The following is a 21,746-nucleotide window of genomic DNA, read 5'->3' as shown; positions in this document are numbered from 1 at the left end:
CGTGTGCCACTGGTGGCGGTGGCGCACGGGTCTCGCGACCCGCGGGCCGCCGCCACCGTGGCCGCGTTGCTCCGGCAGGCGCCCGCGGACGTCCCCGTCCGCGTGGCCTACCTGGATCACTGTGCTCCCACGCTCGGCCAGGCGCTCAGCGGCCTGGAGGAGGCCGTGGTGCTGCCGTTGCTGCTGACGGAGGCCTACCACAGCCGGGTGGACCTCCCGGCGGCGCTGAACGAGGTCCGGGCGCGCGAGCCGCGGCTGCGCGTGCACTACGGCGCCACGCTGGGGCCGCACCCGCTGCTGCTGACCGCGCTGGAGCGGCGGCTGGCCGAGGCGGGCGTGCCGCCCGGCGATCCGGACACGGCGGTGGTGCTGGTGTCGGCCGGTTCGAGCGACGCCAGGGCGAACGCGGTGGTCTCGGGGCTGGCGCGGACGTGGCGGCGTTCCGGCTGGTGGACCGTGTCGGCCGGCTATGCCTCGGCCGCCTCGCCGACGCCCGAGGAGGCGGTGGCCGCGCTGCGGCGGGCGGGCGCCCCGAGAGTGGTCGTGGCGCCCTACCTGCTGGCTCCTGGGCACTTCGCCGACAAGGTGCGGCGTGTCACCCTGGCGGCGGGGGCCGCGGTCGTCTCCGACGTGCTGGGGCCCGCGCCCGAGCTGGTGGACGTGCTGCTGGATCGGTACGAGGCCGCGCAGCGGCAGCCGGTGTCACTACTCGTCGGCTGAGCGGGCTCAGCGCGCTCCGGCCGTGGTCGACGCCGTGCCCGTTCGAGGCCGACGCCGGGTCCGTTCGAGGCCGACGCCGGGTCCGTTCGAGGCCGACGCCGGGTCCGTTCGAGGCCGACGCCGGGTCCGTTCGGGGCCGGCGCGAACCCGATGGGTGGTCAGTAGCCGCGTCTGAGGTCGCGCCGCTCGTCGCGGTGCAGCTCCCGGTGCTCGTCGCGGATCTGCCGGCCCAGCTCGCGGCCCTCGTCGCGCATCTGGCGGCCGAGCGCCCGCCAGTCCTCGCCGTGCAGCCGCCGCCAGTGCTCGCGCCAGGCCGCGAACCCGCGCTGCAGCGGCTGCGCCCGCGAGTCGCCGATCACCTTGACGTCGCCCATCACCGCGTACGCGTGCACGCGCACCACGGGAACGTTCATGCCGGGGGCCGCCTCCAGGACGTCCACCTTCTTGTCGCCCATGATGGCCACGCCGTCGAGGTCGACGTTCACCCCGTCGGGCACGATGATCTTCACGTCGCCCATCACGGAGATGGCCGTGATGTCCACCACGCCCGTGCGCACCTCGGCCTCGCGCAGGTCGAGCAGCACGTCGCCCATCACCGCGACCGCGCCGAGCTCCTGGTCGATCTGCCACTTCCCGCGCCGCTTGGAGTCGCTCATGACGCCCACGAACCAGCGGCGCTTCCTGCCTTCGCGCAGCACCGGCGCGGGCGGGGCGACGGCGCCGCCGGCGGGCAGGTCCTGGGTGAGCAGGGCCAGCTCGGCGTGCGTGGTCGCGGTATAGGCGGCTTCCGTGCGGTCGGTCAGCTCGGCGAGGGTCAGCCTGCCCTCGACCGAGGCGACACGGAGCTGTTCGACGACGGCCTCGCGCTCGGCGTCCGATGCGCGGACCCCACCGGGATCATTCATACTCGCAACATATCGCGTCTTCCCCACATTGACGCTCCTCCTCTGGTAGGAAACGTGTACATACGTCGAACCATGCGCGTTCGTCATGGAGTGTGAACCCGGCCGAGGGCCGGATGCGTACCACGCCATGACACGGGGCCCTGGTTTGGTCCGGGGCGCGGCCGGACCAGGCTAGGGTCCCTGTCATGCATGAGGAACAGCTCTACCGCGCGGCGTTGAACGGCGAGACCGAGACCGTGGGCAAGCTGCTCACCAGCGGCGCCGATCCCAATCAGGCGAGCGAGGGCGAGGACGGCGGCCTGCCGCTGTGCGCGGCCGCCGCGTGGGACCGCGAGGAGGCCGCGACCGTCCTGCTGGCGGGCGGCGCCGACGTCAACGCACGGGAGTCCGGCGGCTGGACGGCGCTGCTCTGGGCCGCCTCCAACGGCCACGCCGCCACCGCCAAGGTGCTGATCGAGGCGGGCGCCGAGGCCGACGCGGCCAATGACGACGGCGACACCCCGCTCTCGCTGGCGGCCAGGCGCGGCGCTCTGGGCGTGGTGCAGACGCTGCTGGAGGCCGGGGCCGACGCCGGCAAGTACGACGGCGACGGCGACACGCCGCTGGACATCGCCGTCGCGTGGGTGGGCGTGCATCTGGAGAGCGCCCTGCTCGACCAGGTCGAGCAGGAGGGCTGGGAGTACGTCGTGGTCCGCCAGCACGCCCACGACGGCACCGAGCTCGTCACGGTGTCCGGACGCTCGGCCGACGGCTCGGAGACCGAGCAGGTGCAGGCCCAGCGCGGCCACGCCGCCATCGCCACCCTCCTGGAGGACGTGACGGGCGTCCACCAGCCCGTGGACCAGCTCGTGGCGCGGGCCCTCGCGCACCGCGACATCGACGGCGACGCCGAGACGTGGTGGATCGTGGCCGACACGCTCGGCAAGCGGGCCGACGAGGAGACGTTCGAGGCGCTGGCCAGGCTGTGCGTGAGCGAGGACGCCAGGGAGCGGGAGTTCGGGGTGGACGCGATCGCCCAGTTCGGGTTCGCGGAGGGCGAGAAGCCCTTCCTCGACCGGACGCTGCCGCTGCTGCAGAAGATGGTCACCACGGAGGGCAACGCACAGGTGCTGCGCTCGGTCCTGTCGGCGCTGGGTCACCAGGGCGATCCGCGGGCGCTTCCGTACGTGCTGGACCTCATCGGGCGGCCCGGGCACAAGCGCACGATGACGGACCCGATCGCGCTGGCCGACGTCCTGACGCCGGATCACGAGGAGGGCCTGGCGCTGCTGGTCGGGATGACCGGCGACGAGGAGGACGAGATCCGCGACTGGGCCACCGCCGGGCTCGCGGGCCTGTCGGCCGACACGCCCGCGATCAGGGACGCGCTGGCGGCCCGGCTCGGCGACGCCGACCTGCGCACGGTGGCGGAGGCCACCCGCGGGCTCGCCGCCCGCGGGGACGAGCGGGCCACGCGGGGAGCCGAGCGGGTGCTCGCGGAGAGCGACGACGACTACGCCCGGGGACTCGTCACGGAATAGCCCGGCGATGTCGAATGCGGCGGGCGGCGCTAGGGGCCGGAGAAGGCCGGGGCCGTTTTCAGCACGTCCCTGGCCAGGGAGAGGTCGCCCGTCAGCTCGGCCGGGAACTCGTCGGGGTCTCCCCTGCCGCCCAGCAGGAAGCAGAACGGGATCGTCTCCGCGGTGATGTGGACGTCCGGCGTGCCGGGCTCCGACTCCTCGACGCCCAGCGGGAGCAGCCACTCGCCGCCGCCGGCGCCCGTCAGGGTGAGGTGGAGGGTGCGGCCGGCGCCGTTCAGGCCCGACATGAGCATCGTCCACGGCAGCAGGCGGGCGCACAGGTCGGCCGTGGGGGCGATGTGCTCCGGGATCGGGTGGGGAAGGGTGATCCGGGCCGTCTTGGCGGCGTCGTCGGTGTGCACCCAGGTCTCCAGTGCCCGGCCGATGATGTGGTCGCGCACGACCGCCTCCGTGCCGTCCAGGGTGGCCTGCGTCGTGGGCGGCAGCTCCGCCAGGTGGCGGCACAGGGCGTCGGCCTGGGCCCGCCAGTCCCTGCGCGTCTGCTCGGGGCTGCGGGCCCGCTCGTAGGCCTGCACGTCGTGCGTACGGCCCAGCGAGTCGGCGGCCCCGATCGGCGGGCCGAGCACGGGAGCGCCCACGGAGGCCGCGAGGAGGCCGTCCTTGGCCGCCAGGTGGGCGACGAGCTCCTGCAACGTCCAGCCTTCGACGATGACGCGCGACCAGTCGTCGTCCACCGCGGAGGCCAGCAGCGCGTCCATGGCGGCGACCCGCCCCGCGTACGGCTCCGCCCAGGCGGCGGTCGCCGCCGCCGGCCTGCGCCGTGCCCGGGCCCCGGCCAGAAGCTGGGGCCGCAGCGAGTGGGCCGGCACCTCGGGGTCCTCCATCATCGCGTCCAGGTAGAGACGCTCGACGGGGTCCATCACACCTCTTCTTCCGCAAGCGCGTCGGCCAGGCGCCGCAGCGCCAGCCGGATGCGCGATTTCGCCGTGCCCTCGGGCACGCCCAGTTCCTCGCCGACCTGCCGGTAGGTCCGTCCGCCGAAGTAGGCCAGCTCCACCGCCTGCCGCAGGCTGTCGGGCAGCGACGTCACCGCCTGCCGCACCCGGCTCGCCTCGTCGGCGGCCAGCACGGTGTCCTCCAGCCTGACCGGCTCGCGTTCGAACAGCCTGGGCCCCAGTGCCGACACGCGTCGCCGTTCCTCGGCGCGTACGTGGTCGACGGCGCGGCGGTGGGCGATCGTGGCGAGCCACGCGCGTAACGTGCCGCGTTCCGGGTCGTAGGCCAGTGGCCGCTCCCAGAAGACCAGGAACACCTCCTGTGTGATGTCCTCGGCGATCACACGGTCCCTGGTGACCCGCAGAGAGAGACCGAAGATCAGCGAGGACAGCCGATCGTATACCTCACCCAGCGCGGACTCATCGCCGCCGACCACCCGCTGATGCAGCAGGCGGTCGTCGTACGGTGCCTCCACTGGCACCACACTCCCGTGTAAATACGGCCATAGGCGGCGGGTGTGCCGCGACCCGAGCATGTCATTATTCGCGGCAAATGTAGAGCCGGATGACCCCGGGCGGGGACTTTCTCGGACCGCGATAAGGTCGAAGAACCACGACCGTAGGGAGCACAACGTCATGGCCACCACACGCACCGCCACCACCCAGTGGAAGGGCGCCCTGCTCGACGGGTCGGGCACCGTGTCGCTCGACACCTCGGGCGTCGGCACGTTCGAGGTCTCCTGGCCCTCGCGGGCCGAGGCCGCGGGCGGCAAGACCTCCCCTGAGGAGCTCATCGCGGCCGCCCACTCCTCCTGCTTCTCGATGGCGCTCTCGCACGGCCTGGCCGGCGCCGGCACCCCGCCGGAGTCGCTGCGGACCAGCGCCGACGTGACGTTCCAGCCTGGCGAGGGCATCACGGGCATCGTGCTCACGGTGCAGGGGCAGGTCCCGGGCATCACGGCCGAGCAGTTCCAGGAGGCCGCCGAGACGGCGAAGGCCAACTGCCCGGTCAGCAAGGCGCTCACGGGCACCACGATCACGCTCAACGCCGAGCTCCTCTGACGCCGCCACCTCGCGCCCGCCGGCCCGTCCCCGGGGCCGCCACAGAGCCGCCCCAGAGCCGCCAAGGGCCGCAGCACGGAGAGCGATCGGGTTATTGAGAGACCAAGAGCACATGCGCGTGCGACAATCGGGTCACATGCGTGAGGTATGGCCGGGCGAGCCCTATCCACTCGGCGGCACCTGGAATGGCGTTGGCACCAGTTTCGCGGTGTTCTCCGAGGTCGCCGAGCGGGTAGAGCTGTGCCTTTTCCACGATGACGGCAGCGAAGAGCGAGTCGATCTCCCCGAGGTCGACGGGTTCGTCTGGCATGGCCATCTGCCGGGGATCCAGCCGGGGCAGCGTTACGGCTATCGCGTCCACGGGCCGTACGAGCCGTCGCAGGGCCTGCGGTGCAACCCGGCCAAGCTGCTGCTCGACCCCTACGCCAAGGCCATCGACGGGGACCTGACCTGGAACCAGGCGCTGTTCCCCTACTACTTCACCGATCCCTCCAGGCGCAACACCGAGGACAGCGCGCCCTACATGCCGAAGAACGTGGTGGTCAACCCGTTCTTCGAGTGGGGCAACGACCGCTCGCCGCGCATCCCGTACCACCAGACGGTGATCTACGAGGCCCACGTGCGCGGGCTGACCATGCGGCATCCGGACGTTCCGCCGGACCTGCGCGGCACGTACGCCGGGGTGGGGCATCCGGCGATCATCGACCACCTGCTGTCGCTCGGCGTGACGGCGGTCGAGCTCATGCCGGTGCACCACTACGTGCCCGAGCACTTCCTGGTCGCCAGGGGGCTGACCAACTACTGGGGCTACAACACCATGGCCTACCTGGCGCCCCATGGCCGCTACTCCAGCGCGGGGACGCGGGGGCAGCAGGTGCTGGAGTTCAAGGCGATGGTGCGGGCGCTGCACGAGGCCGGCATCGAGGTCATCCTCGACGTGGTCTACAACCACACCGCCGAGGGCGACCACATGGGGCCCACGCTGGGGTTCAGGGGGATCGACAACGCGGCCTACTACCGGCTGCACGACGGCGACCGGCGCTACTACCTCGACTACACCGGGTGCGGCAACTCGCTCAACGTGCGCTCGCCGCACGCGCTGCAGCTCATCATGGACTCGTTGCGTTACTGGGTGCTGGAGATGCACGTCGACGGGTTCCGGTTCGATCTGGCGTCGGCGCTGGCCAGGGAGCTGCATGACGTCGATCGGCTGAGCGCGTTCTTCGACCTGATCCAGCAGGATCCGGTGATCTCGCAGGTCAAGCTGATCGCCGAGCCGTGGGACGTGGGTCCCGGCGGCTACCAAGTCGGAAATTTCCCGCCTTTGTGGACGGAGTGGAACGGCAAATATCGGGATATCGTGCGCGATTTCTGGAGGGGCACGCATTCGGCCCTGCCGGAGTTCGCCTCCCGGCTGACCGGCTCCGCCGACCTGTACGAATCCTCCGGCCGCCGGCCCGTCGCCTCGATCAACTTCGTCACCTGCCACGACGGTTTCACCCTCGCCGACCTGGTCTCCTACGACCACAAGCACAACGAGGCCAACGGCGAGGACAACCGCGACGGCACCAACGACAACCGCTCCTGGAACTGCGGCGCCGAGGGCCCGGTCGAGGACCCCGGGATCGTCCGCCTCCGCCGCCGCCAGCGCCGCAACCTCCTGGCCACGCTCTTCCTGTCGCAGGGCGTGCCCATGCTCTCCCACGGCGACGAGCTCGGCCGCACCCAGCGGGGCAACAACAACGCCTACTGCCAGGACAACGAGCTGGCCTGGGTCGACTGGTCGATGCTGCACACGGAGCCGGAGCTGCTCGACTTCGTCCGCCTGCTGTCGAAGTTGCGCCGCGAGCACCCGGTCTTCCAGCGCCGCCGCTTCTTCCACGGCCGCCATCCCGACAACGGCGCCCGCGACCTGATCTGGCTCACCCCCGGCGGCGCGGAGATGACGGCGGGCGACTGGCACATCAGCTACGCCAAGTCCCTGATGGTCTACGTGAACGGCGACGCGATCACCGAGCCCGGCCCTCGGGGCGAGCGCATCGCGGACGACTCGTTCCTGCTGCTCATCAACGCCCACCACGAGAACATGCCGTTCACGCTGCCGGGCGAGGAGCTCGGCAGCGGGTGGCTGCCGGTGCTCGACACCAACGACGACACGGTCGAGGACGCGTTCGGGGACGAACGCTGGCAGCCGGGCGACGTGGTGGCCGTCACGGCCCGCTCACTCCAGGTCCTCCGCAAGCCACGCAAGGGCAAGTGACGGGCGGTCCTGGAGTGGCCGGGCTGAGGGCGTCCGGATGGCGTGGAGGGCGCCGACGCCTGGCCGGGTTGAGGGCGTTCGGGACGTCCTGACCGGGTTGAGGGCGTTCGGGACGTCCTGACCGGGTTGAGGGCGTTCAGAAGACGCGGGCCACGCTGGCCGTGAGGAGCACCAGCGCGAACGTCGCCAGGCCCGCCGTCCCGTGCAGCGCCACCGCCAGCAGCGGGAAGCCCCGCGATCCCTCTCTGTGCCGCCCCGACCCGAGCCAGCGCGTGGACATCGCGAACCCCAGCAGCGCCGCCACCGACAGCCCGCCGAACGCGACCCAGACCAGCGCCCGGCTGCCCGTGGCGAGCCCGCCCGCCCAGCACACCAGCGACAGGACCGCCAGCGCCGGATGGGACAGGACCAGCACGACCGGGAAGCGGGTCACCTTGGCCCGGCGCAGGCCGCCTCCCGACAACCAGAGGTAGAGCAGGTACACCCCGGCGAGGGTGGCGATCGTCCACGTCACAGCGGTGACCAGACCCACTGCGCCTCCCCGTCGATCCCCGTCCCTGCCGTCACGTTAAGCAGAGAGGAGGCCGCCCGTCCTTTGATACACAAAACTGCCAACCGCCGCAAAACCCCCAGCGCCAGGATGTCGGTGGGGTGTGCCAAGGTAGAGGAGTGCGGCGCATCCATCCCGACATAGAAGACAATCCAGACATCGTGCAGGTGTACGCCTATCCGGCGGACCGGCCGTGGCTGCGGCTCAACATGGTTGCCAGCGCCGACGGCGCCGCCTGGCTCAAGGGCCGGTCGGGCGGGTTGTCGAGCGTGGGCGACAAACGCATCTTCCAGATCCTGCGCGGGCTGGCCGACGTGGTCGTCGCGGGCGCCGCGACCGTGCGCAAGGAGGGCTACGGCCCGGTCAAGCCGCGCGAGTCGTGGGCCGACCTCCGGGCGGGCCGGCCCGAGGTGCCGCCGATCGCCGTGATCACCCGGAGTCTCGGCTTCGATCTCGACGACGAGTTGTTCACCGACGCCCCCAGCAGGACGATCGTGATCACCTGCGAGTCCGCGCCCCACGAGCGGCGCAAGGAGGCGGCCAAGCGGGCCGACCTCATCGTGGCCGGCGAGGATGGCGTCGACATGCGCCTGGCCGTGGCCGCGCTGCACGAGCGGGGGCTGACCAGGATCCTGTGCGAGGGCGGTCCCCGGGTCAACGCCCAGCTCTCGGCCTGCGACCTGGTCGACGAGCTCTGCCTGTCGATCAGCCCGATGCTGGTCGGGGGCGGCGCGGCGCGCATACTCAACGGCGAGCCGGCGCCGGGCACACTGAACCTCAGCCAGGTGCTGGAAGAGGAGGGCGTCCTCTTCTGCAGGTACACAAGGGAGCGGAGCCATGACGGAGCCGAGTGAGCCGAGCGAGCTGAACGTGCCCGATGCGCCGAGTGAAGTGAACGAGCCGGATGTGCCCGATGCGCCGGGCGAGGCGGTCGCGGCCGCCGAGGAGCCGGAGCCGGTGCCCAACCTGCCGGTGCGCCCGCCGGTGCCGCCCATGCTGGCCAAGCCGGTCAAGGCCATGCCGAAGCAGGACGGCACGCTGTTCTACGAGCCGAAGTGGGACGGGTTCCGGTGCATCGTGTTCCGCGACGGTGACGAGGTCTATCTGGGCAGCCGCAAGGAGCGGCCGTTCACCCGCTACTTCCCCGAGCTGGTCGAGGCGGTCAGGGCCGAGCTGCCGGACAAGGTCGTGGTGGACGGCGAGATCGTGCTGCCCCAGGGGTCGCAGCTCGACTTCGAGGCCCTGCAGCAGCGCATCCATCCGGCCGCGTCGCGGGTGAAGATGTTGTCGGAGCGGACGCCCGCCCAGTTCGTCGCGTTCGACCTGCTGGCGCTCGGTGACGAGTCGCTGATGGAGGAGCCGTTCTCGGAGCGGCGCGCCCGGCTTGAGGGGATTTTTTCGGAGAAGGTCGGTTCCATCCGGTTGACTCCGGTGACCACCGATGACGAGCAGGCGGCCGAGTGGTTCGAGATGTTCGAGGGGGCGGGGCTCGACGGCATCATCGTCAAGCCCGGCGACCAGCCCTATGTGCCCGACAAGCGCACGATGTTCAAGGTCAAGCACGAGCGGACGGCCGACGTGGTGGTCTGCGGCTACCGGGAGCACAAGTCGGGCCCGATCGTCGGGTCGCTGCTGCTCGGCCTTTACGGCGACGACGGGCGGCTGCACCACGTGGGGGTGGCGGCGTCGTTCCCGATGGCACGCCGGGCGGAGCTGGTGGAGGAGATCAAGCCGTACCTCGCGGAGCTGGGCGAGCATCCCTGGGGCCACTGGGCCGAGCAGGCGGCGGCCAACGCCGGCCAGCCGGCGGCCGGGCCCGCGACCGGCGGGCAGCGGGTGCCAGGAGCGGTCTCCCGGTGGAACGCCAAGAAGGATCTGTCGTTCATTCCGCTCCGGCCTGAGCTGGTCATCGAGGTGGCCTACGACCAGATGGAGGGCGATCGGTTCCGGCACACCGCGCAGTGGCGGCGGTGGCGGCCGGACCGGACGCCGGAGTCGTGCACGTACGAGCAGCTTGAGCGTCCGGTGAGTTACAACCTGGATGACATCCTTGCCCGATAGCCGGTAATTCCGTTATATCTCGACTTATGAGCACTGGTGATGAGTTGAAGGCGGCCGTGGGGGCGCGGCGTGATCTTGGCCCCGACTACGAGGACGCCGTCGTGGCGTCGTTCCTCGACAAGGTGAGCCAGGAGGTCGATCGGCGCGTCGACGAACGCTTGGCCGGGCAGGCCCCCAAGGCTTCCCGGCAGGTCGCCCGTCAGGGAGCGTCCGAGAGTCAGCGGCTCGCCCTCGCGATCGTCTCGCTCTGCCTGGGGACGCTTGCCACGCTCGTCCTCATCCTGGCCGGACAGGGGAGTGCACTGGCCATCATCCCGATCTGGGGCGGAATCGTCATCGTCAACGGCATCTTCAACGGCCCGAACAACAAGTCCTAGCCCTGGGGCTGCTGCCGGGGCGGGGGCTCGGCCGGGTTGACGCGTGGGGATGCCGGCAGTCACGGATTACGGGCGGTTCACGGGGTGAGGGGCGCACGGGGATACACACGAGAGCCAGGGGAAGACGTCAGTGCGCGAGCCGGAGCATCGGCGCGCAGGCGGGCATCGGCGCGCGTGGCATCGGGGCGCGGGCGATGCCGCAAACGGGGAGTCGGCAAACCTCGCCCGAACGATCTCTGCTGCGGCCGGGGTTGGTGGGGCTAGACGGGGCAGATGAGGCCGGCGAATCGGTCGGGGTTGGTGGGGCTAGGTGAGCCAGATGAGGCCGGCGAATCGGCCGGTTGGCTGATCGCGGCGGTGCGAGTAGAGCTCGTCCGACTCGATGGTGCAGCGGGCGTCATGGCGTACGTCCGCCAGCCCCGCTCCCCTGAGCTGTGCCTCGATGCCGGCGCGCAGGTCGAGGGCGGGGGTCTGCCAGGAGGTCGTCGACCACGTCTCGGGGACGCGGGCGGCCACCTGCTCACGCAGATCGGCGGGGACCTCGTAGCAGCGGCCGCATGCGCCGGGGCCGATCAGCGCGACCATGCGCCCGGGCTCCGCTCCCTTCGCCGCCATGGCCGCCACCAGGGCGGCGGCGATGCCTGCCTCGGTGCCGGGGCGGCCGGAGTGGGCGGCGCCGACCAGGCCGGCCACCGGGTCGGCCACCAGCACCGCCGGGCAGTCGGCCCCGAGCGAGGCCAGGGCCAGGCGAGGCTCCGAGGTGAACACGCCGTCCAGCTTGGGCGGGTCGTCGCCGAACGGCTCACTCACGTAGGCGACGTCGGCGCTGTGGACCTGGCGCATGAGGACGACCGCGCGCACGTCCAGCTCGGCTGCCAGACCCGCCCGGTTGGCCAGGACGGCCGCGGGGTCGTCGCCGACCATGCCGCCCAGGTTGCGTGTCCCGTAGGGCGGGGCGCTGACTCCGCCGTGCCGATCGGTGATGGCGACGCGCACTCCAGGGACGAGCTGCATGGCTCGATCTTAGGGCCCCGCGTGGAACGCCAGAGTGCGGGGAGAAGCCCCGTGCACACGCGGGATCGGCCGGGCCGGGTCCCGTACATCATGGAGAGGTGGGCCAGGATGGCACGAGCCGCCGCACGGCCGTGCTGACGTGATCCACCACGAGGAGACCCCGATGACCAGCCTTGCCGACCTGCACGCTCTTCTGGCCCGCCTCGGGCATCCCGTGGTCCAGGTTGTCACTCCGGTGACGTCCGGGTTCGCGGACGGGACGCCGTACCGGTTCGAGATCCCCAGCGTCGAGGGGCCGGACGTGCTGGAGGCGGTCGTCGCCGAGGCCGACCGGCTCGGCGTGCCGGTCGCCAGGACCTCGCAGGGCAGCGGCGTGATGATGCTGAGCGACGCCGAGATCACCCGGATGGCGCGGATCGGGGCCGAGCGCGGCATCGAGGTCAACCTGTTCCTCGGGCCGCGGGCCGCCTGGGACACCGGCGGCCAGGCCAAGGTGACGCAGGCCGTGGGCGCGGCGGCGCGCGGGAACACGATGGTGGCGGCATGTGTGGCCGACGCCCTGCGGGCCTGCTCGCTGGGCATCCGCAGCCTGCTCGTGGGCGACCTCGGCACGCTGGAGGTGCTGCGTACGCTGAAGGAGGACGGCACGCTGCCCGCCAACCTGGTGCTGAAGACGTCCGTGCTGATGCCGCTGACGAACGGCCCGACCGCCGCGATCTTCGAACGCCTGGGCGCCACCTCGCTCAACGTCGGGACCGACCTGACCGTGCCGCACCTGGCCGAGATCAGGGCCGCGACCCCGCTGCCGATCGACCTCTATCTGGAGGTGCCGGATGATCAGGGTGGGTTCGTACGCTTCTACGAGGCGGTGGAGATCATCCGGGCCGCCGCGCCCGTCTATCTCAAGATGGGGCTGCGCAACGCGCCCAACATCTATCCCTCCGGCGCCCATCTGGGCGCGGTGCCGCAGGAGCTGGGACGCGAGCGGGTGCGGCGGGCCGCCCTGGTGCGGCGGCTGATCGAGCAGCTCGATCCCGAGCTGGCCAAGCCCTCGACCGGCCGCGCCGCCGACCTGGGCGTCCCCGAGCTCTGAGCCCAAGCCTCTCCTCGGAGACCCGCCGCACCGCCGACCTGAGCGACCCAGAACCGTGAGCCCTAGCCTCTTTTCGGCGACGCGCCGGGGCCGCCGGAAGCCGCGCCGTGCAGGATGAGGCCGGGCGGCTTGCCGAGGTCCACCAGCATGCGTACGTCGTCGAAGCGGTGCGGGCCGACCTCGATCCGGTTGGGCAGGCGGCCCCACTCGCGGAAGCCGAGCGACTCGTACAGCTCGATCGCGCCGTGGTTGTTGCCCCGGACGCCGAGGGTGAGCGTCTCGATCCCGGCGTCGCGGGCGTTGTCGATGAGCGCGGCCACGACGAGCCGGCCCAGGCCGAGCCCTCGGGCGTCCGGATGGGCCATGATCTTGCCGAGCTCGGCCGAGTGGGCGAAGACGGGGGCGGGGTCGCGCCGCCACAACCCCATGCCCTGCACGGTGCCGTCCACGACCGCCAGCGCGAGGCGGGCGTCTCCGTCGCGCACGGCCTTCAGCAGCTCCTCCACCCAGGGATCGGTCTCCTCCCGGGCGGGCGGGCCGAGGTAACCGACGGCTCCGCCCAGCGACACGACGGCGTGCAGGACTCGGTGCACGGCGGCCAGCAGATCTTCATCGGGGGTGTCCGGCCAGGTCAGCTCAGTATTCACGATTCGCCATCATGGCGTACGAGTCGGACTTGTCATGACACTGGCCCCAGCCAATCGAGCAAGCATATGCTTGGTTACATGCCTGAATACCGCAATCTCATCGGCGGCGAGCTGGTCCCCTGCGACCGGATGATGGACTCGGTCAACCCGGCCACCGGCGAGGTCTGGGCCCGGATCCCGGCCAGTGGCCCGGCCGAGGCCGAGGCGGCCGTGGCGGCGGCCCGCCGGGCCTTCCCCGCCTGGTCGGCGCTGCCCGCGCCGGCCAGGGCGCACTTCCTGCGCAAGGTGTCGGAGCTGTTCGGGCGGCACACCGAGGAGCTGGCCAGGCTGGAGACGCGCGACAACGGCCGGATCCTGCGCGACACGCTCAAACGGGACCTGCCGGGGATGGCCTACCTGTGGCAGCTCGCCGCCGGGCAGTGCCTGGACGCGGTCAAGGGCGACACCGTCATCCTCGGTCCGGACGCGCTGGGGCTGACCCTGCGGGAGCCGTACGGGGTCGCGGTCTGCATCATCCCGTGGAACTCCCCCATCTCGACCTTCTCCGCGAAGGCGGCCTACGCCCTGGCGGCCGGGAACACGGTGGTGGTCAAGCCGGCCGAGCAGGCGAGCGCGTCGGTGTTGCGGCTGGGCGAGCTGCTGGCGGAGGTGCTCCCGCCCGGCGTGCTCAACATCGTCAGCGGGCTGGGCGAGGAGGTCGGCGACGCGCTGGTACGCCACCGCGACGTCGGCAAGATCAGCCTGACCGGCTCGACGGCCACCGGCCAGGCGATCACCCGCGCGTCGGCGGACTCGTTGAAGCCGATGACGTTCGAGCTGGGCGGCAAGTCGCCCAATATCGTCTTTCCGGATGCCGACCTGGACGCGGCCGCCCAGGGCGTGACCGTGAACTCGATCTACACGGGCAACGCCGGGCAGGTGTGCGTGGCGGGCTCGCGCATCCTCATCCACCACTCGATCTGGGACGAGATGCTCGGCCGCATCACCCGGGCGTGCGCGGATCTGGTGCTGGACGACCCCCTCGACCTGCGGACGACGATGGGGCCGATCGTGTCGCAGGGGCAGTACGAGCGCGTGACGTCCTACCTCGAACTCGCCGAGAAGGAGGGGGCCGCGCTCGTCTTCGGCGGCAGGACCGGCGCCGAGGTGGTGCCCGGGTTGCCCGGTGGCTACTGGGTGGCGCCGACGCTGTACACGACGGAGGACAACGCGCTGCGGGTCTGCCAGGAGGAGATCTTCGGGCCGGTGGCGGTGGCGCTGCCGTTCGAGACGGACGAGCAGGCGCTGGCCATCGCGAACGACTCCCCGTACGGGCTGGCGGCCGGTCTGTGGACGCGTGACCTGCGCCGCGCGCACCGCTTCGTCCGCGATCTGCGCAGCGGCACGGTCTGGGTGAACACCTTCCGCCAGATGCCGCCGGGCCTGCCGTTCGGGGGCGTCAAGGACAGCGGGTACGGCCACGATTCCGTCCTGGAGTACACCCGGGAAAAGGCCGCCATCATCCAGATTTGATTGGATAGATTTACCCCTCATGAGCGAGGGGATCAAGGACCGAGCTGGGCTGTCCGAGGCAGCGGTCCAGTCGCGTGCGTCTGTGTTGCGCAGTCGCGCCGAATCGTACATCGCGCTGTCGCGGCATGACGCCGCGATCGCGGATCTGACGGAGTCGATCGCGCTGGCGCCCGAGAACGCCCGCGCCTGGCGGCTGCGCGGCGAGAGCCACCGCGTGCTCGAACGCTTCGAGACCGCTCTGGAGGATTTCGACGAGGCCCTGAAACTGGAGCCGGACAGCGCGTACGCGCTGGGCTCGCGCGGCCAGACCTACACCGCGATGGGCCGCCTGGACGACGCCATGGACGATTTCGAGCACGCGCTCACCCTCGCGCCGGGCACCCTGTGGATCCTGGAGGCGAAGGCGGACGTCCTGGTGGACCTCGACCGGCTGGAAGAGGCCCTGGAGGAGCACGCCAAGATCATCGCCCTGAACGAGGAACTGGCCTACTCGTGGGTGGCCAGGGGCGACCTCTACCAGCGCATGCACCTGTACGCCGAGGCGGTCGGCGACTACACGAAGGCCCTGGCGGCCGACCCGGATCACGTGCGGGCGCTGAGCCGGCGGGGTGAGGCGCTGCGGATGATGGACAGCTATGAGGACGCTCTGACGGACCTGAACCGGGCGCTGGAGCTGGACCCGGACAATGACCGCGCGTTCGGCAGCCGGGGCGCGGTGCTGAGCGAGCTGGGCGATAATGAGGCGGCGCTGCGGGATTTACATCGGGCCATCCACCTGGATCCCGAATACATTTGGGCATATCGGGTGCGGGGGGAGATCTTTCAGGAGCTGGAACGGCACGAGGAGGCGGTGTCCGACTTCAGCCAGGCCCTCCACCTCGAATTCGGCGACTGAACCGAATAAAAAACACTCCCAGCGGCGGGTAATGCGGGCCAATCTGGCCGCCCGGTTCCGTGTTGGGGACGACAAATCAGCGATGGCGCGATATAAAAACTAGTCAGAGCTCCTGGCCGTGACGGACGAGGTTGTGGTGGCCCATCCGTCCGCCAGGAGCTCTGCTGTTGACTAGAAGTCGAATTCACCCATTTTCGCGCCATTGGTGAATGCCGCCCACACTGCTGCATTCACCACGAATGGGTGCATGTCTGGCCGCTCGGTGTCCCTGACGGCAACCCGGCCGCCGGACAACGGCGCTGCCTCCAGGCAGTTGCCGTTATCACCTGAGAACGAGGACTTCCGCCAGACAGCGCTCTTGAGCTCCTGGCTCAACTGCACTTCCATGTCTGCCCCAACCTCTCTTCGATCTTCCTGATGGAAAGACTTCGCGGAAGCGCCTCGGCCCGGCAGGTTTGATACCGAAGGCTGAGGACCTCGATTTCGGGCGTTCCATCCCAGACTTTCCCGGAAACCGGGCTGTCGACGAATGCGGCGGTGGGTCCACCCAGGGTGTGCGCGATCATGAAACTTCCCAGCAGCCCGGCGTGAGGCGAGCGCTGAGCGGGAGGATCTGGATCGTGATGGGACCCCGAGCCACCTCGATGAGGTGCGGCATGCGCCGAAGATTGTTGATCCCTGTAACGCTGGGCGACAGCCCGGGAAAAGGTGGGCTGGTGTGCCACGCGGAAACCAGAATGACGTGTGACGACATTGCCGGGCAATTCGCGACAAGATGGGGATACCTGTGTCAACGCGAACGACGTCAAGACCGATGGCGGATATGACACCTATTTCGACGGCACATCTGTCCAGGAACGACCACACGCCCCAGATGGCCCGGCAGATCGTCACCACCTGGCTGGGGCACGACGATGTGCTGCTGCCGGACGTCCTGCTGGTCACGGTCGAGCTGGTCACCAACGCCGTGCAGCACGTCGAGCCGGGCGAGGGCCGCGACTGGGTGATGATCAAGTTGCTGCGCGGCCGGGGGTTCGTCCGCGTCGAGGTCACCGATCCGGGCTCCCACCGCTCCTCTCCCGACGCGCTCAACAGCCGGCCGCGCGCCAGGCCCGGACCACCGCCGTCGGCCACGAAGAAGCGCGGGCGCGGCCTGCACATCGTGAAGGTGTACTCCGACGGGCAGTGCGGCGCCTACCTCAACGACCTGAGCCAGTGCGTGGTCTGGGCCGACCTGCGCTATCCCGAGTCCGGCGGGTGATCAGGGCATGGTGGCGCGGAGCCAGTCGAGGGCGGCCGCGGCCGAGCGGAGGACCGAGAGGTGGCCGTCGCCCTTGGACACCCGCAGCTCCGCCGTGGCGCAGCGGCGGGCCAGCCACTCGCCGTGCGCGCAGGGCACGACGCGGTCCTCGTCACCGTGCAGGAGCAGCACCGGGGCGGTCACCTGGGCGGGATCGCAACCCCACGGGTTGACGTAGGCGAGGTCGTCGTCGATCAGCGCGCCGGGACCTCCGGCCAGGGCCGGGCCCACCACGCTGCCGAACCACGACCAGTCGCCCGCCAAAGCGGCGTGGTCGGCGGGAGTGAACATCTCCGGGTCGTACTCAGCCTGCGCCTCGTGCCGCTCCTTCGCCGGGCGGCCTTCGACGGCGGCGCGCAGGGACGCCTGGCCGGAGCGCGACATGCCGGCGAACCAGTCAAGGCCATCGGCTCCGTACGGGGCGAGCCCCGCGACGCCGACCACGGCCAGCACCCGGTCGGGCAGGAGGGCGGCGCAGGCCAGGGCATGCGTGCCGCCGCCCGAGTGACCCATGACGGCGAACCGGCCGATGCCCAGCGCGTCGGCGATCCGCGTGACGTGGGTCGCCGCCGAGGCCACGGCACGGCCGGGGTCGGCGGTGGAGCCGCCGTATCCGGGGCGGTCGTAGGAGATCCAGCGGAGGCCGAGCCGGTCGGAGGCGGGGAGGAGCGGCGCGGGGGGCGAGCCGATGTTGGGCGTGCCGTGGTGCCAGAAGACGGCCGGGGAGCCGGCTGAGCGGCCGGGGCCGGTGTCGTACACGTGTAGCGTGCGACCGTCACCGACCATCAGTTCGAATTCTCGCAGCACGAGGTCAGCCTAGTGCGGCCGGATGGGGTGACGCCATGCCAGATGGCGGGCGATCGTCGCCGGGCTCGGGAGCGACCCGGCGACGACCGTCGGCCGGTCAGAGTGCCAGGAGGGCGCTGACCGGGAGGCGGGTGTCCGACAGCGGGCGGATGGCGATGCGGAGCAGCGCCAGCGCGTTGTCGTCGCCCGCGATGCGGTTGGCGCTGAGCCCGCCGCAGGACTGGCAGTCGTGAATGATCAGCCACTCCCCGTCCGGCCGGACGGTGACGCTCAGCGCCGCCATCCGGCCCCGGCAGCCCGCCCGCCGATCCCCCGGTATCCGGTGGTCGACGTGCAGGCTCGTCAGGCAGTGCGGGCAGTGGTTGCGGTGCGCCGTGCCCGGCGCGATCATCGGCACGTCCAGCCGGCAGCCGACGCAGCGGAACGCGTCGGCGGACTGCCGGTGAAGCACCTGTTTGCGGCGTTGCGGGCGATCCTGGCCCGGGTTCTTCCTGGCCATGTCAGAGATCGCCGAACGCTTCGAGCGGGAACGGCGGCTGTGCGAGCGGCCGTACGGCCATGCGCATGAGGATGAGCTGGTTGTCGTCCCCGCAGATGGGGTTGGACGTCAGCTCACCGCACCGGGTGCACCGGTGGATGATCATCCAGTCGCCGGTGCGCAGGACCGCGATCGAGATCGGGATCATGCGCGACCCGCACTCCGACGGGCCGCCTTCCGCGCGGTCGAGCACGTGCTGCGAGTGCAGGCAGCTCGGGCAGTGGTTGCGGCGGGTGCCGTCCGGGGCGGTCGCGGTGACGGTCAGGCCGCAGCGCATGCACGAAAAGGTGTTGGTGACGGAACGAGGCTTGCTGTTGGTGGGCAACCTGGTACTCCTTGCCGGAATGGTGATGAAAGGCAGCAAGGGATGGCCGAGCGGGCCTCGCGGTGTCCACGGGCATGCCGGTACGGCAGGCGGTCCAGCCGGATGGATCGGTGATGCTTCAGAGGCAGGATCGGCCGGCGACACAGCGAGGCGCACTGGGCTCGGTGCCGGGCATAAATCCACTCCCTCCGGGGCAGGACGAGCTGCCCGCGTGCTTCAGCTGTCGGATATTTCGGAGGGTAGTTCGCCGGGGGCCGGATGGGCGACTGGTTTTTCCGGGTGACGCTCTCCGGGAGCACTGGAGATCGACCGAATAAGGTTCTAGGTTCGGCGTATGGGCATTGGGCTGAGCGAAGAGCATCTGGCGCTGGCCGCCGCCGTGCGCGGGCTGGCCGGCCGGAGTGCCGACCAGGCGTCCTTGAGCGTGCTGGGGCTGCATGTGCCACAGGCGTTCGGCGGCCAGGGGTATGGGGCGCTGGAGTTGTGCGTCGCGCTGGAGGTGCTGGGTGAGCGGCGCGCCGGCGGCGACTATCTGCCTGCCGTGCTCGTCTCGGCCGCGCTCGTCTGGGCCGGTGATGCGGCGCGACTGCTGGACGACGGCCTGCTGCCGGGGCTCGCCGACGGGTCGGTGTCGGCCGCCGTCGCGCTGCCCGCCGACGGGCTCGACGGGCTGCTTCTGGGCTCGTCGGAAGCCGACGTCTTTCTCATGCCCGCCGGTGGTGAGTGGGCCTTGCTGGATCGTGATGACGTCACGGCCGTGCCCGCCGACGGGATCGATCTGGATCGGGCGCTCTGCTCGGTCACCGTGCGGACCGTGCCGCCGGAGCGCGTGCTCGCCGAGGTGCCGGTACGGGAGCTCGCCGCCGTGCTGCTCGGAGCCGACGCGTGCGGTGTCGCGGCGTGGGCCGTCGGGGCGGCGGCCGATCATGCCAAGGTCCGGGAGCAGTTCGGGCGGCCGATCGGGCAGTTCCAGGGCGTCAAGCATCGGGTGGCGGGGGCGCTCGTGGCGCTCGAACAGGCGCGCGCCGCCGTATGGGACGCCGCCAGGGCTTTGGACGACGCCAGGGCTTTGGACGACGCCGGACACGGAGACGGCGCCGAGGCCGAGCACGAGGTCGGGCTGGCGGTGGCGGTGGCGGCCGTGCTGGGGCCCGATGCGGCGGTTCGGTGTGCGGCCGATGCGATCCAGGTGCTCGGCGGCATGGGTTACACCTTCGAGCACGACGCGCACCGCTACTACCGCAGAGCGTTGTCCACCCGGATGCTGGCGGGCGACCCTGGCGTGTGGGCCGAGGAGGTGGCCGGGCTGGCGGTGGCGGGGACACGGCGGCGGATGGAGCCGGATCTGCCCGAGGAGGCCGCCGCCGTCAGGGACGCCATCAGGGCGGAGGCGGAGTCGCTGCGCGCCGAGGAGCCGCTGGCGAGGCTGGGGCGGTTCGCGCGGGAGGGCTGGATCATGCCGTATCTGCCCAGGCCCTGGGGCAGGGGCGCCGCGCCGCTCGAACAGGTGATCATCCATCAGGAGTTCCGCGGCCTCAAGCGCCCGAACCTGGGCATCGCCGCCTGGGCGGTCCCGTCCATCGTCCGGTACGGCACCCGCGAGCAGCAGGAACGTTTCCTGCCGAGGACGTTCACCGGCGAGATCGTGTGGTGCCAGCTCTTCAGCGAGCCCGGTGCGGGGTCCGACCTGGCCGGGTTGTCGACGAAGGCCACGAGGGTGGAGGGCGGCTGGTCGCTGACCGGTCAGAAGATCTGGACGTCCCTCGCGCAGTACGCCCATTGGGGCATCTGCCTCGCCCGGACTTCCCCCGAGAAAGCGAAGCATGACGGTATTTCGTACTTCCTGGTGGACATGTCGTCCCCTGGCATCACCGTCAGGCCGCTCAAGGAGATCAACGGGGACGAGATCTTCAACGAGGTCTTCCTCGACGACGTGTTCGTACCGGATGACCTGGTGGTCGGCGAGGTGGACGCGGGCTGGCGGGTGGCCCGCGACACGCTCTCCCACGAACGCGTCGCGCTCGGCGACAGCTGGGGCCCCGGCTCGCAACACACCGACATGGCCGACTTCATCGCCGGGCTGCCCCCGCTCCGGCAGGCGCAGCGCGAGCAGGCGGGCCGCCTGTGGGCTGAGGGCCAGGCCATTTCGGCGCTCGGCCTGCGCGTGACGCTGTCGCGGCTGTCCGCCACGGAGCCTGCGCCCGGCGCGCGGCGGCCGTCCCACGACAACTCTGGATCCAGCGCGCGCAAGTCCCGCGACGACTCCGGAACCGCCTCCAGTGTGCGCAAGTTGCTCGGCATGCGGCACGCTCAGGCCGTCTCGGAGTTCTGCTGGTCGCTCGCGCCCTCGAACCGCCGCTGGAGCCGCATGATCCTCACCACCCGGGCGTTCACGATCGGCGGCGGCACGACGGAGGTGCAGCTCAACATCATCGCCGAACGCGCACTCGGCCTGCCGCGCGATCCGTGATCAGCTTTTGACCCGGTAGGGCGCCGCCAGGTGCGCGTACACGATCGTGTTGTCCTGATAGCTGTGCGCCTGCTGGTCGAACGTCCCGCCACAGGTCACCAGCCGCAGCCCCGGATAGGCGAGCTTGGCGTAGACCTTCTCGGCGGGGAAGGCGCGTTTCGGCGTGTGCTCGATTCTGTCGACGACGAAGACGGCCACGGAGCGGTCGGCGCGCAGCACCTGGACCTGGTCGCCGCGCTTGACGTTCTTGAGGGCGGCGAAGACGGCCGGGCCGCTCCTCGTGTCGAGGTGGCCGGTGATCACGGCGGCGCCGCGCTGGCCGGGGACGGGGCCGTAGCGGTACCAGCCGGCCTGGTTCGGGGGGTCGAACGGCGGGTTCCGGATGGCGCCGTTCGCGTCCAGGCCGAGCTCCATGAGCGGAGCGGCCACGCCGATGGAGGGGATGTAGAGGGCGGTCGGGCGCTGGGCCTTCATGGGCTTGGCCACCTTGCTCAGCGGCACGTCGGTGACCGGGAGCCTGCTGGGGATGGCGGCGGCGGGCTTCGGCGGGGCCGTCGCGGCGGGGCCCGGCTGCGGCTCGCCGCCCACGATGCCGCCGAGCCCGAGCACGATCAGCGACATCCCGGCCAGCGAGACCACGCCGGCCCCCGCCCAGATCACCTTCTGCCCGGCCATCCGCCCCATCCCCAGCTCGA

At 71.0% G+C, this 21,746-nt stretch carries 23 protein-coding genes; 12 read left to right on the top strand and 11 right to left on the bottom strand.

Going from position 1 to position 21,746, the window contains the following annotated elements; translation table 11 throughout:
• The first annotated feature begins 12 nt into the window (after positions 1-12).
• Positions 13-720 (top strand): sirohydrochlorin chelatase, encoded by a 708-nt coding sequence (locus tag ACWD0F_RS25520; RefSeq protein ID WP_449879596.1) that lies wholly within the window; start codon positions 13-15, stop codon positions 718-720.
• Positions 721-878: 158 nt separating this feature from the next.
• Here the strand turns inward: ACWD0F_RS25520 and ACWD0F_RS25515 are convergent, their stop codons facing one another.
• On the bottom strand, positions 879-1,625 hold the full coding sequence (locus ACWD0F_RS25515) for a DUF1707 SHOCT-like domain-containing protein (protein WP_449879453.1): 747 nt from the start codon (positions 1,623-1,625) through the stop codon (positions 879-881).
• A gap of 185 nt (positions 1,626-1,810) precedes the next feature.
• On the opposite strand from ACWD0F_RS25515, the gene ACWD0F_RS25510 reads away from it, so the two are divergent.
• Positions 1,811-3,145 carry an ankyrin repeat domain-containing protein gene (locus ACWD0F_RS25510; RefSeq protein WP_449879451.1) on the top strand — a complete coding sequence of 445 codons (1,335 nt, stop codon included), beginning with the start codon at positions 1,811-1,813 and terminating at the stop codon, positions 3,143-3,145.
• A gap of 29 nt (positions 3,146-3,174) precedes the next feature.
• Here the strand turns inward: ACWD0F_RS25510 and ACWD0F_RS25505 are convergent, their stop codons facing one another.
• Complete coding sequence (locus tag ACWD0F_RS25505) at positions 3,175-4,065, bottom strand: maleylpyruvate isomerase N-terminal domain-containing protein (RefSeq protein WP_449879449.1); 891 nt, start codon at positions 4,063-4,065, stop codon at positions 3,175-3,177.
• Entirely contained in the window at positions 4,065-4,622 is a 558-nt protein-coding gene (locus tag ACWD0F_RS25500) for a sigma-70 family RNA polymerase sigma factor (protein WP_449879448.1), read from the bottom strand. The genes ACWD0F_RS25505 and ACWD0F_RS25500 overlap by 1 nt, the downstream gene beginning before the upstream one ends.
• A 154-nt stretch (positions 4,623-4,776) precedes the next feature.
• Here ACWD0F_RS25500 and ACWD0F_RS25495 point away from each other — a divergent pair, with 154 nt between their 5' ends.
• Complete coding sequence (locus ACWD0F_RS25495; RefSeq protein ID WP_449879446.1) at positions 4,777-5,202, top strand: OsmC family protein; 426 nt, start codon at positions 4,777-4,779, stop codon at positions 5,200-5,202.
• 136 nt (positions 5,203-5,338) lie between these two features.
• Positions 5,339-7,462 carry a glycogen debranching protein GlgX gene (gene glgX, locus ACWD0F_RS25490; RefSeq protein WP_449879444.1) on the top strand — a complete coding sequence of 708 codons (2,124 nt, stop codon included), beginning with the start codon at positions 5,339-5,341 and terminating at the stop codon, positions 7,460-7,462.
• A gap of 136 nt (positions 7,463-7,598) precedes the next feature.
• Here the strand turns inward: glgX and ACWD0F_RS25485 are convergent, their stop codons facing one another.
• Positions 7,599-7,994, bottom strand: coding sequence for a hypothetical protein (locus tag ACWD0F_RS25485; protein WP_449879442.1), 396 nt, complete (start codon positions 7,992-7,994; stop codon positions 7,599-7,601).
• 137 nt (positions 7,995-8,131) lie between these two features.
• Between ACWD0F_RS25485 and ACWD0F_RS25480 the strand changes: the two genes are divergently transcribed.
• Genes ACWD0F_RS25480 through ACWD0F_RS25470 form a run of 3 tightly spaced genes read left to right on the top strand, consistent with a single transcriptional unit; the run spans position 8,132 to position 10,450 of the window.
• Positions 8,132-8,866 carry a pyrimidine reductase family protein gene (locus tag ACWD0F_RS25480; protein ID WP_449879440.1) on the top strand — a complete coding sequence of 245 codons (735 nt, stop codon included), beginning with the start codon at positions 8,132-8,134 and terminating at the stop codon, positions 8,864-8,866.
• On the top strand, positions 8,850-10,073 hold the full coding sequence (locus ACWD0F_RS25475; RefSeq protein WP_449879438.1) for an ATP-dependent DNA ligase: 1,224 nt from the start codon (positions 8,850-8,852) through the stop codon (positions 10,071-10,073). The genes ACWD0F_RS25480 and ACWD0F_RS25475 overlap by 17 nt, the downstream gene beginning before the upstream one ends.
• 26 nt (positions 10,074-10,099) lie before the next feature.
• Entirely contained in the window at positions 10,100-10,450 is a 351-nt protein-coding gene (locus ACWD0F_RS25470) for a hypothetical protein (protein WP_449879436.1), read from the top strand.
• 306 nt (positions 10,451-10,756) lie between these two features.
• Here the strand turns inward: ACWD0F_RS25470 and pgeF are convergent, their stop codons facing one another.
• Positions 10,757-11,464, bottom strand: a complete 708-nt coding sequence (gene pgeF / locus ACWD0F_RS25465; protein ID WP_449879434.1) for a peptidoglycan editing factor PgeF — start codon at positions 11,462-11,464, stop codon at positions 10,757-10,759.
• 163 nt (positions 11,465-11,627) lie between these two features.
• Here pgeF and ACWD0F_RS25460 point away from each other — a divergent pair, with 163 nt between their 5' ends.
• The gene (locus ACWD0F_RS25460) at positions 11,628-12,557 is read left to right on the top strand and encodes a hypothetical protein (protein ID WP_449879432.1); all 930 of its coding nucleotides are present in this window, start codon (positions 11,628-11,630) and stop codon (positions 12,555-12,557) included.
• Positions 12,558-12,619: 62 nt separating this feature from the next.
• On the opposite strand, the gene ACWD0F_RS25455 is transcribed toward ACWD0F_RS25460, so the two are convergent.
• Positions 12,620-13,204 (bottom strand): N-acetyltransferase family protein, encoded by a 585-nt coding sequence (locus ACWD0F_RS25455; RefSeq protein ID WP_449879430.1) that lies wholly within the window; start codon positions 13,202-13,204, stop codon positions 12,620-12,622.
• Between the two features lie 78 nt (positions 13,205-13,282).
• Between ACWD0F_RS25455 and ACWD0F_RS25450 the strand changes: the two genes are divergently transcribed.
• Together ACWD0F_RS25450 and ACWD0F_RS25445 are read left to right on the top strand one after the other, a co-directional pair.
• Positions 13,283-14,716 carry an aldehyde dehydrogenase family protein gene (locus ACWD0F_RS25450; protein ID WP_449879429.1) on the top strand — a complete coding sequence of 478 codons (1,434 nt, stop codon included), beginning with the start codon at positions 13,283-13,285 and terminating at the stop codon, positions 14,714-14,716.
• A gap of 82 nt (positions 14,717-14,798) precedes the next feature.
• Positions 14,799-15,611 (top strand): tetratricopeptide repeat protein, encoded by an 813-nt coding sequence (locus tag ACWD0F_RS25445; RefSeq protein ID WP_449879427.1) that lies wholly within the window; start codon positions 14,799-14,801, stop codon positions 15,609-15,611.
• A gap of 171 nt (positions 15,612-15,782) precedes the next feature.
• Here ACWD0F_RS25445 and ACWD0F_RS25440 read toward each other — a convergent pair whose 3' ends face one another.
• Positions 15,783-15,998, bottom strand: coding sequence for a DUF397 domain-containing protein (locus tag ACWD0F_RS25440; protein WP_449879425.1), 216 nt, complete (start codon positions 15,996-15,998; stop codon positions 15,783-15,785).
• A 436-nt stretch (positions 15,999-16,434) separates the two neighbouring features.
• Between ACWD0F_RS25440 and ACWD0F_RS25435 the strand changes: the two genes are divergently transcribed.
• Complete coding sequence (locus ACWD0F_RS25435; RefSeq protein ID WP_449879424.1) at positions 16,435-16,872, top strand: ATP-binding protein; 438 nt, start codon at positions 16,435-16,437, stop codon at positions 16,870-16,872.
• Here ACWD0F_RS25435 and ACWD0F_RS25430 read toward each other — a convergent pair whose 3' ends face one another.
• The 3 genes from ACWD0F_RS25430 to ACWD0F_RS25420 form a co-directional block, all read right to left on the bottom strand.
• On the bottom strand, positions 16,873-17,718 hold the full coding sequence (locus tag ACWD0F_RS25430; RefSeq protein ID WP_449879422.1) for an alpha/beta fold hydrolase: 846 nt from the start codon (positions 17,716-17,718) through the stop codon (positions 16,873-16,875).
• Positions 17,719-17,815: 97 nt separating this feature from the next.
• Entirely contained in the window at positions 17,816-18,217 is a 402-nt protein-coding gene (locus ACWD0F_RS25425; RefSeq protein ID WP_449879420.1) for an RNHCP domain-containing protein, read from the bottom strand.
• Position 18,218: 1 nt separating this feature from the next.
• Entirely contained in the window at positions 18,219-18,581 is a 363-nt protein-coding gene (locus ACWD0F_RS25420; protein ID WP_449879418.1) for an RNHCP domain-containing protein, read from the bottom strand.
• Between the two features lie 334 nt (positions 18,582-18,915).
• Here ACWD0F_RS25420 and ACWD0F_RS25415 point away from each other — a divergent pair, with 334 nt between their 5' ends.
• Entirely contained in the window at positions 18,916-21,051 is a 2,136-nt protein-coding gene (locus ACWD0F_RS25415; protein WP_449879416.1) for an acyl-CoA dehydrogenase family protein, read from the top strand.
• On the opposite strand, the gene ACWD0F_RS25410 is transcribed toward ACWD0F_RS25415, so the two are convergent.
• Positions 21,052-21,726 (bottom strand): class F sortase, encoded by a 675-nt coding sequence (locus ACWD0F_RS25410; RefSeq protein WP_449879414.1) that lies wholly within the window; start codon positions 21,724-21,726, stop codon positions 21,052-21,054.
• Between the last annotated feature and the right edge of the window lie 20 nt (positions 21,727-21,746).

This window comes from Nonomuraea sp. NPDC002799, assembly GCF_053592075.1.
The sequence above is the reverse complement of the archived record's forward strand: the minus strand, read 5'-3'. Positions and strand labels throughout refer to the sequence as shown.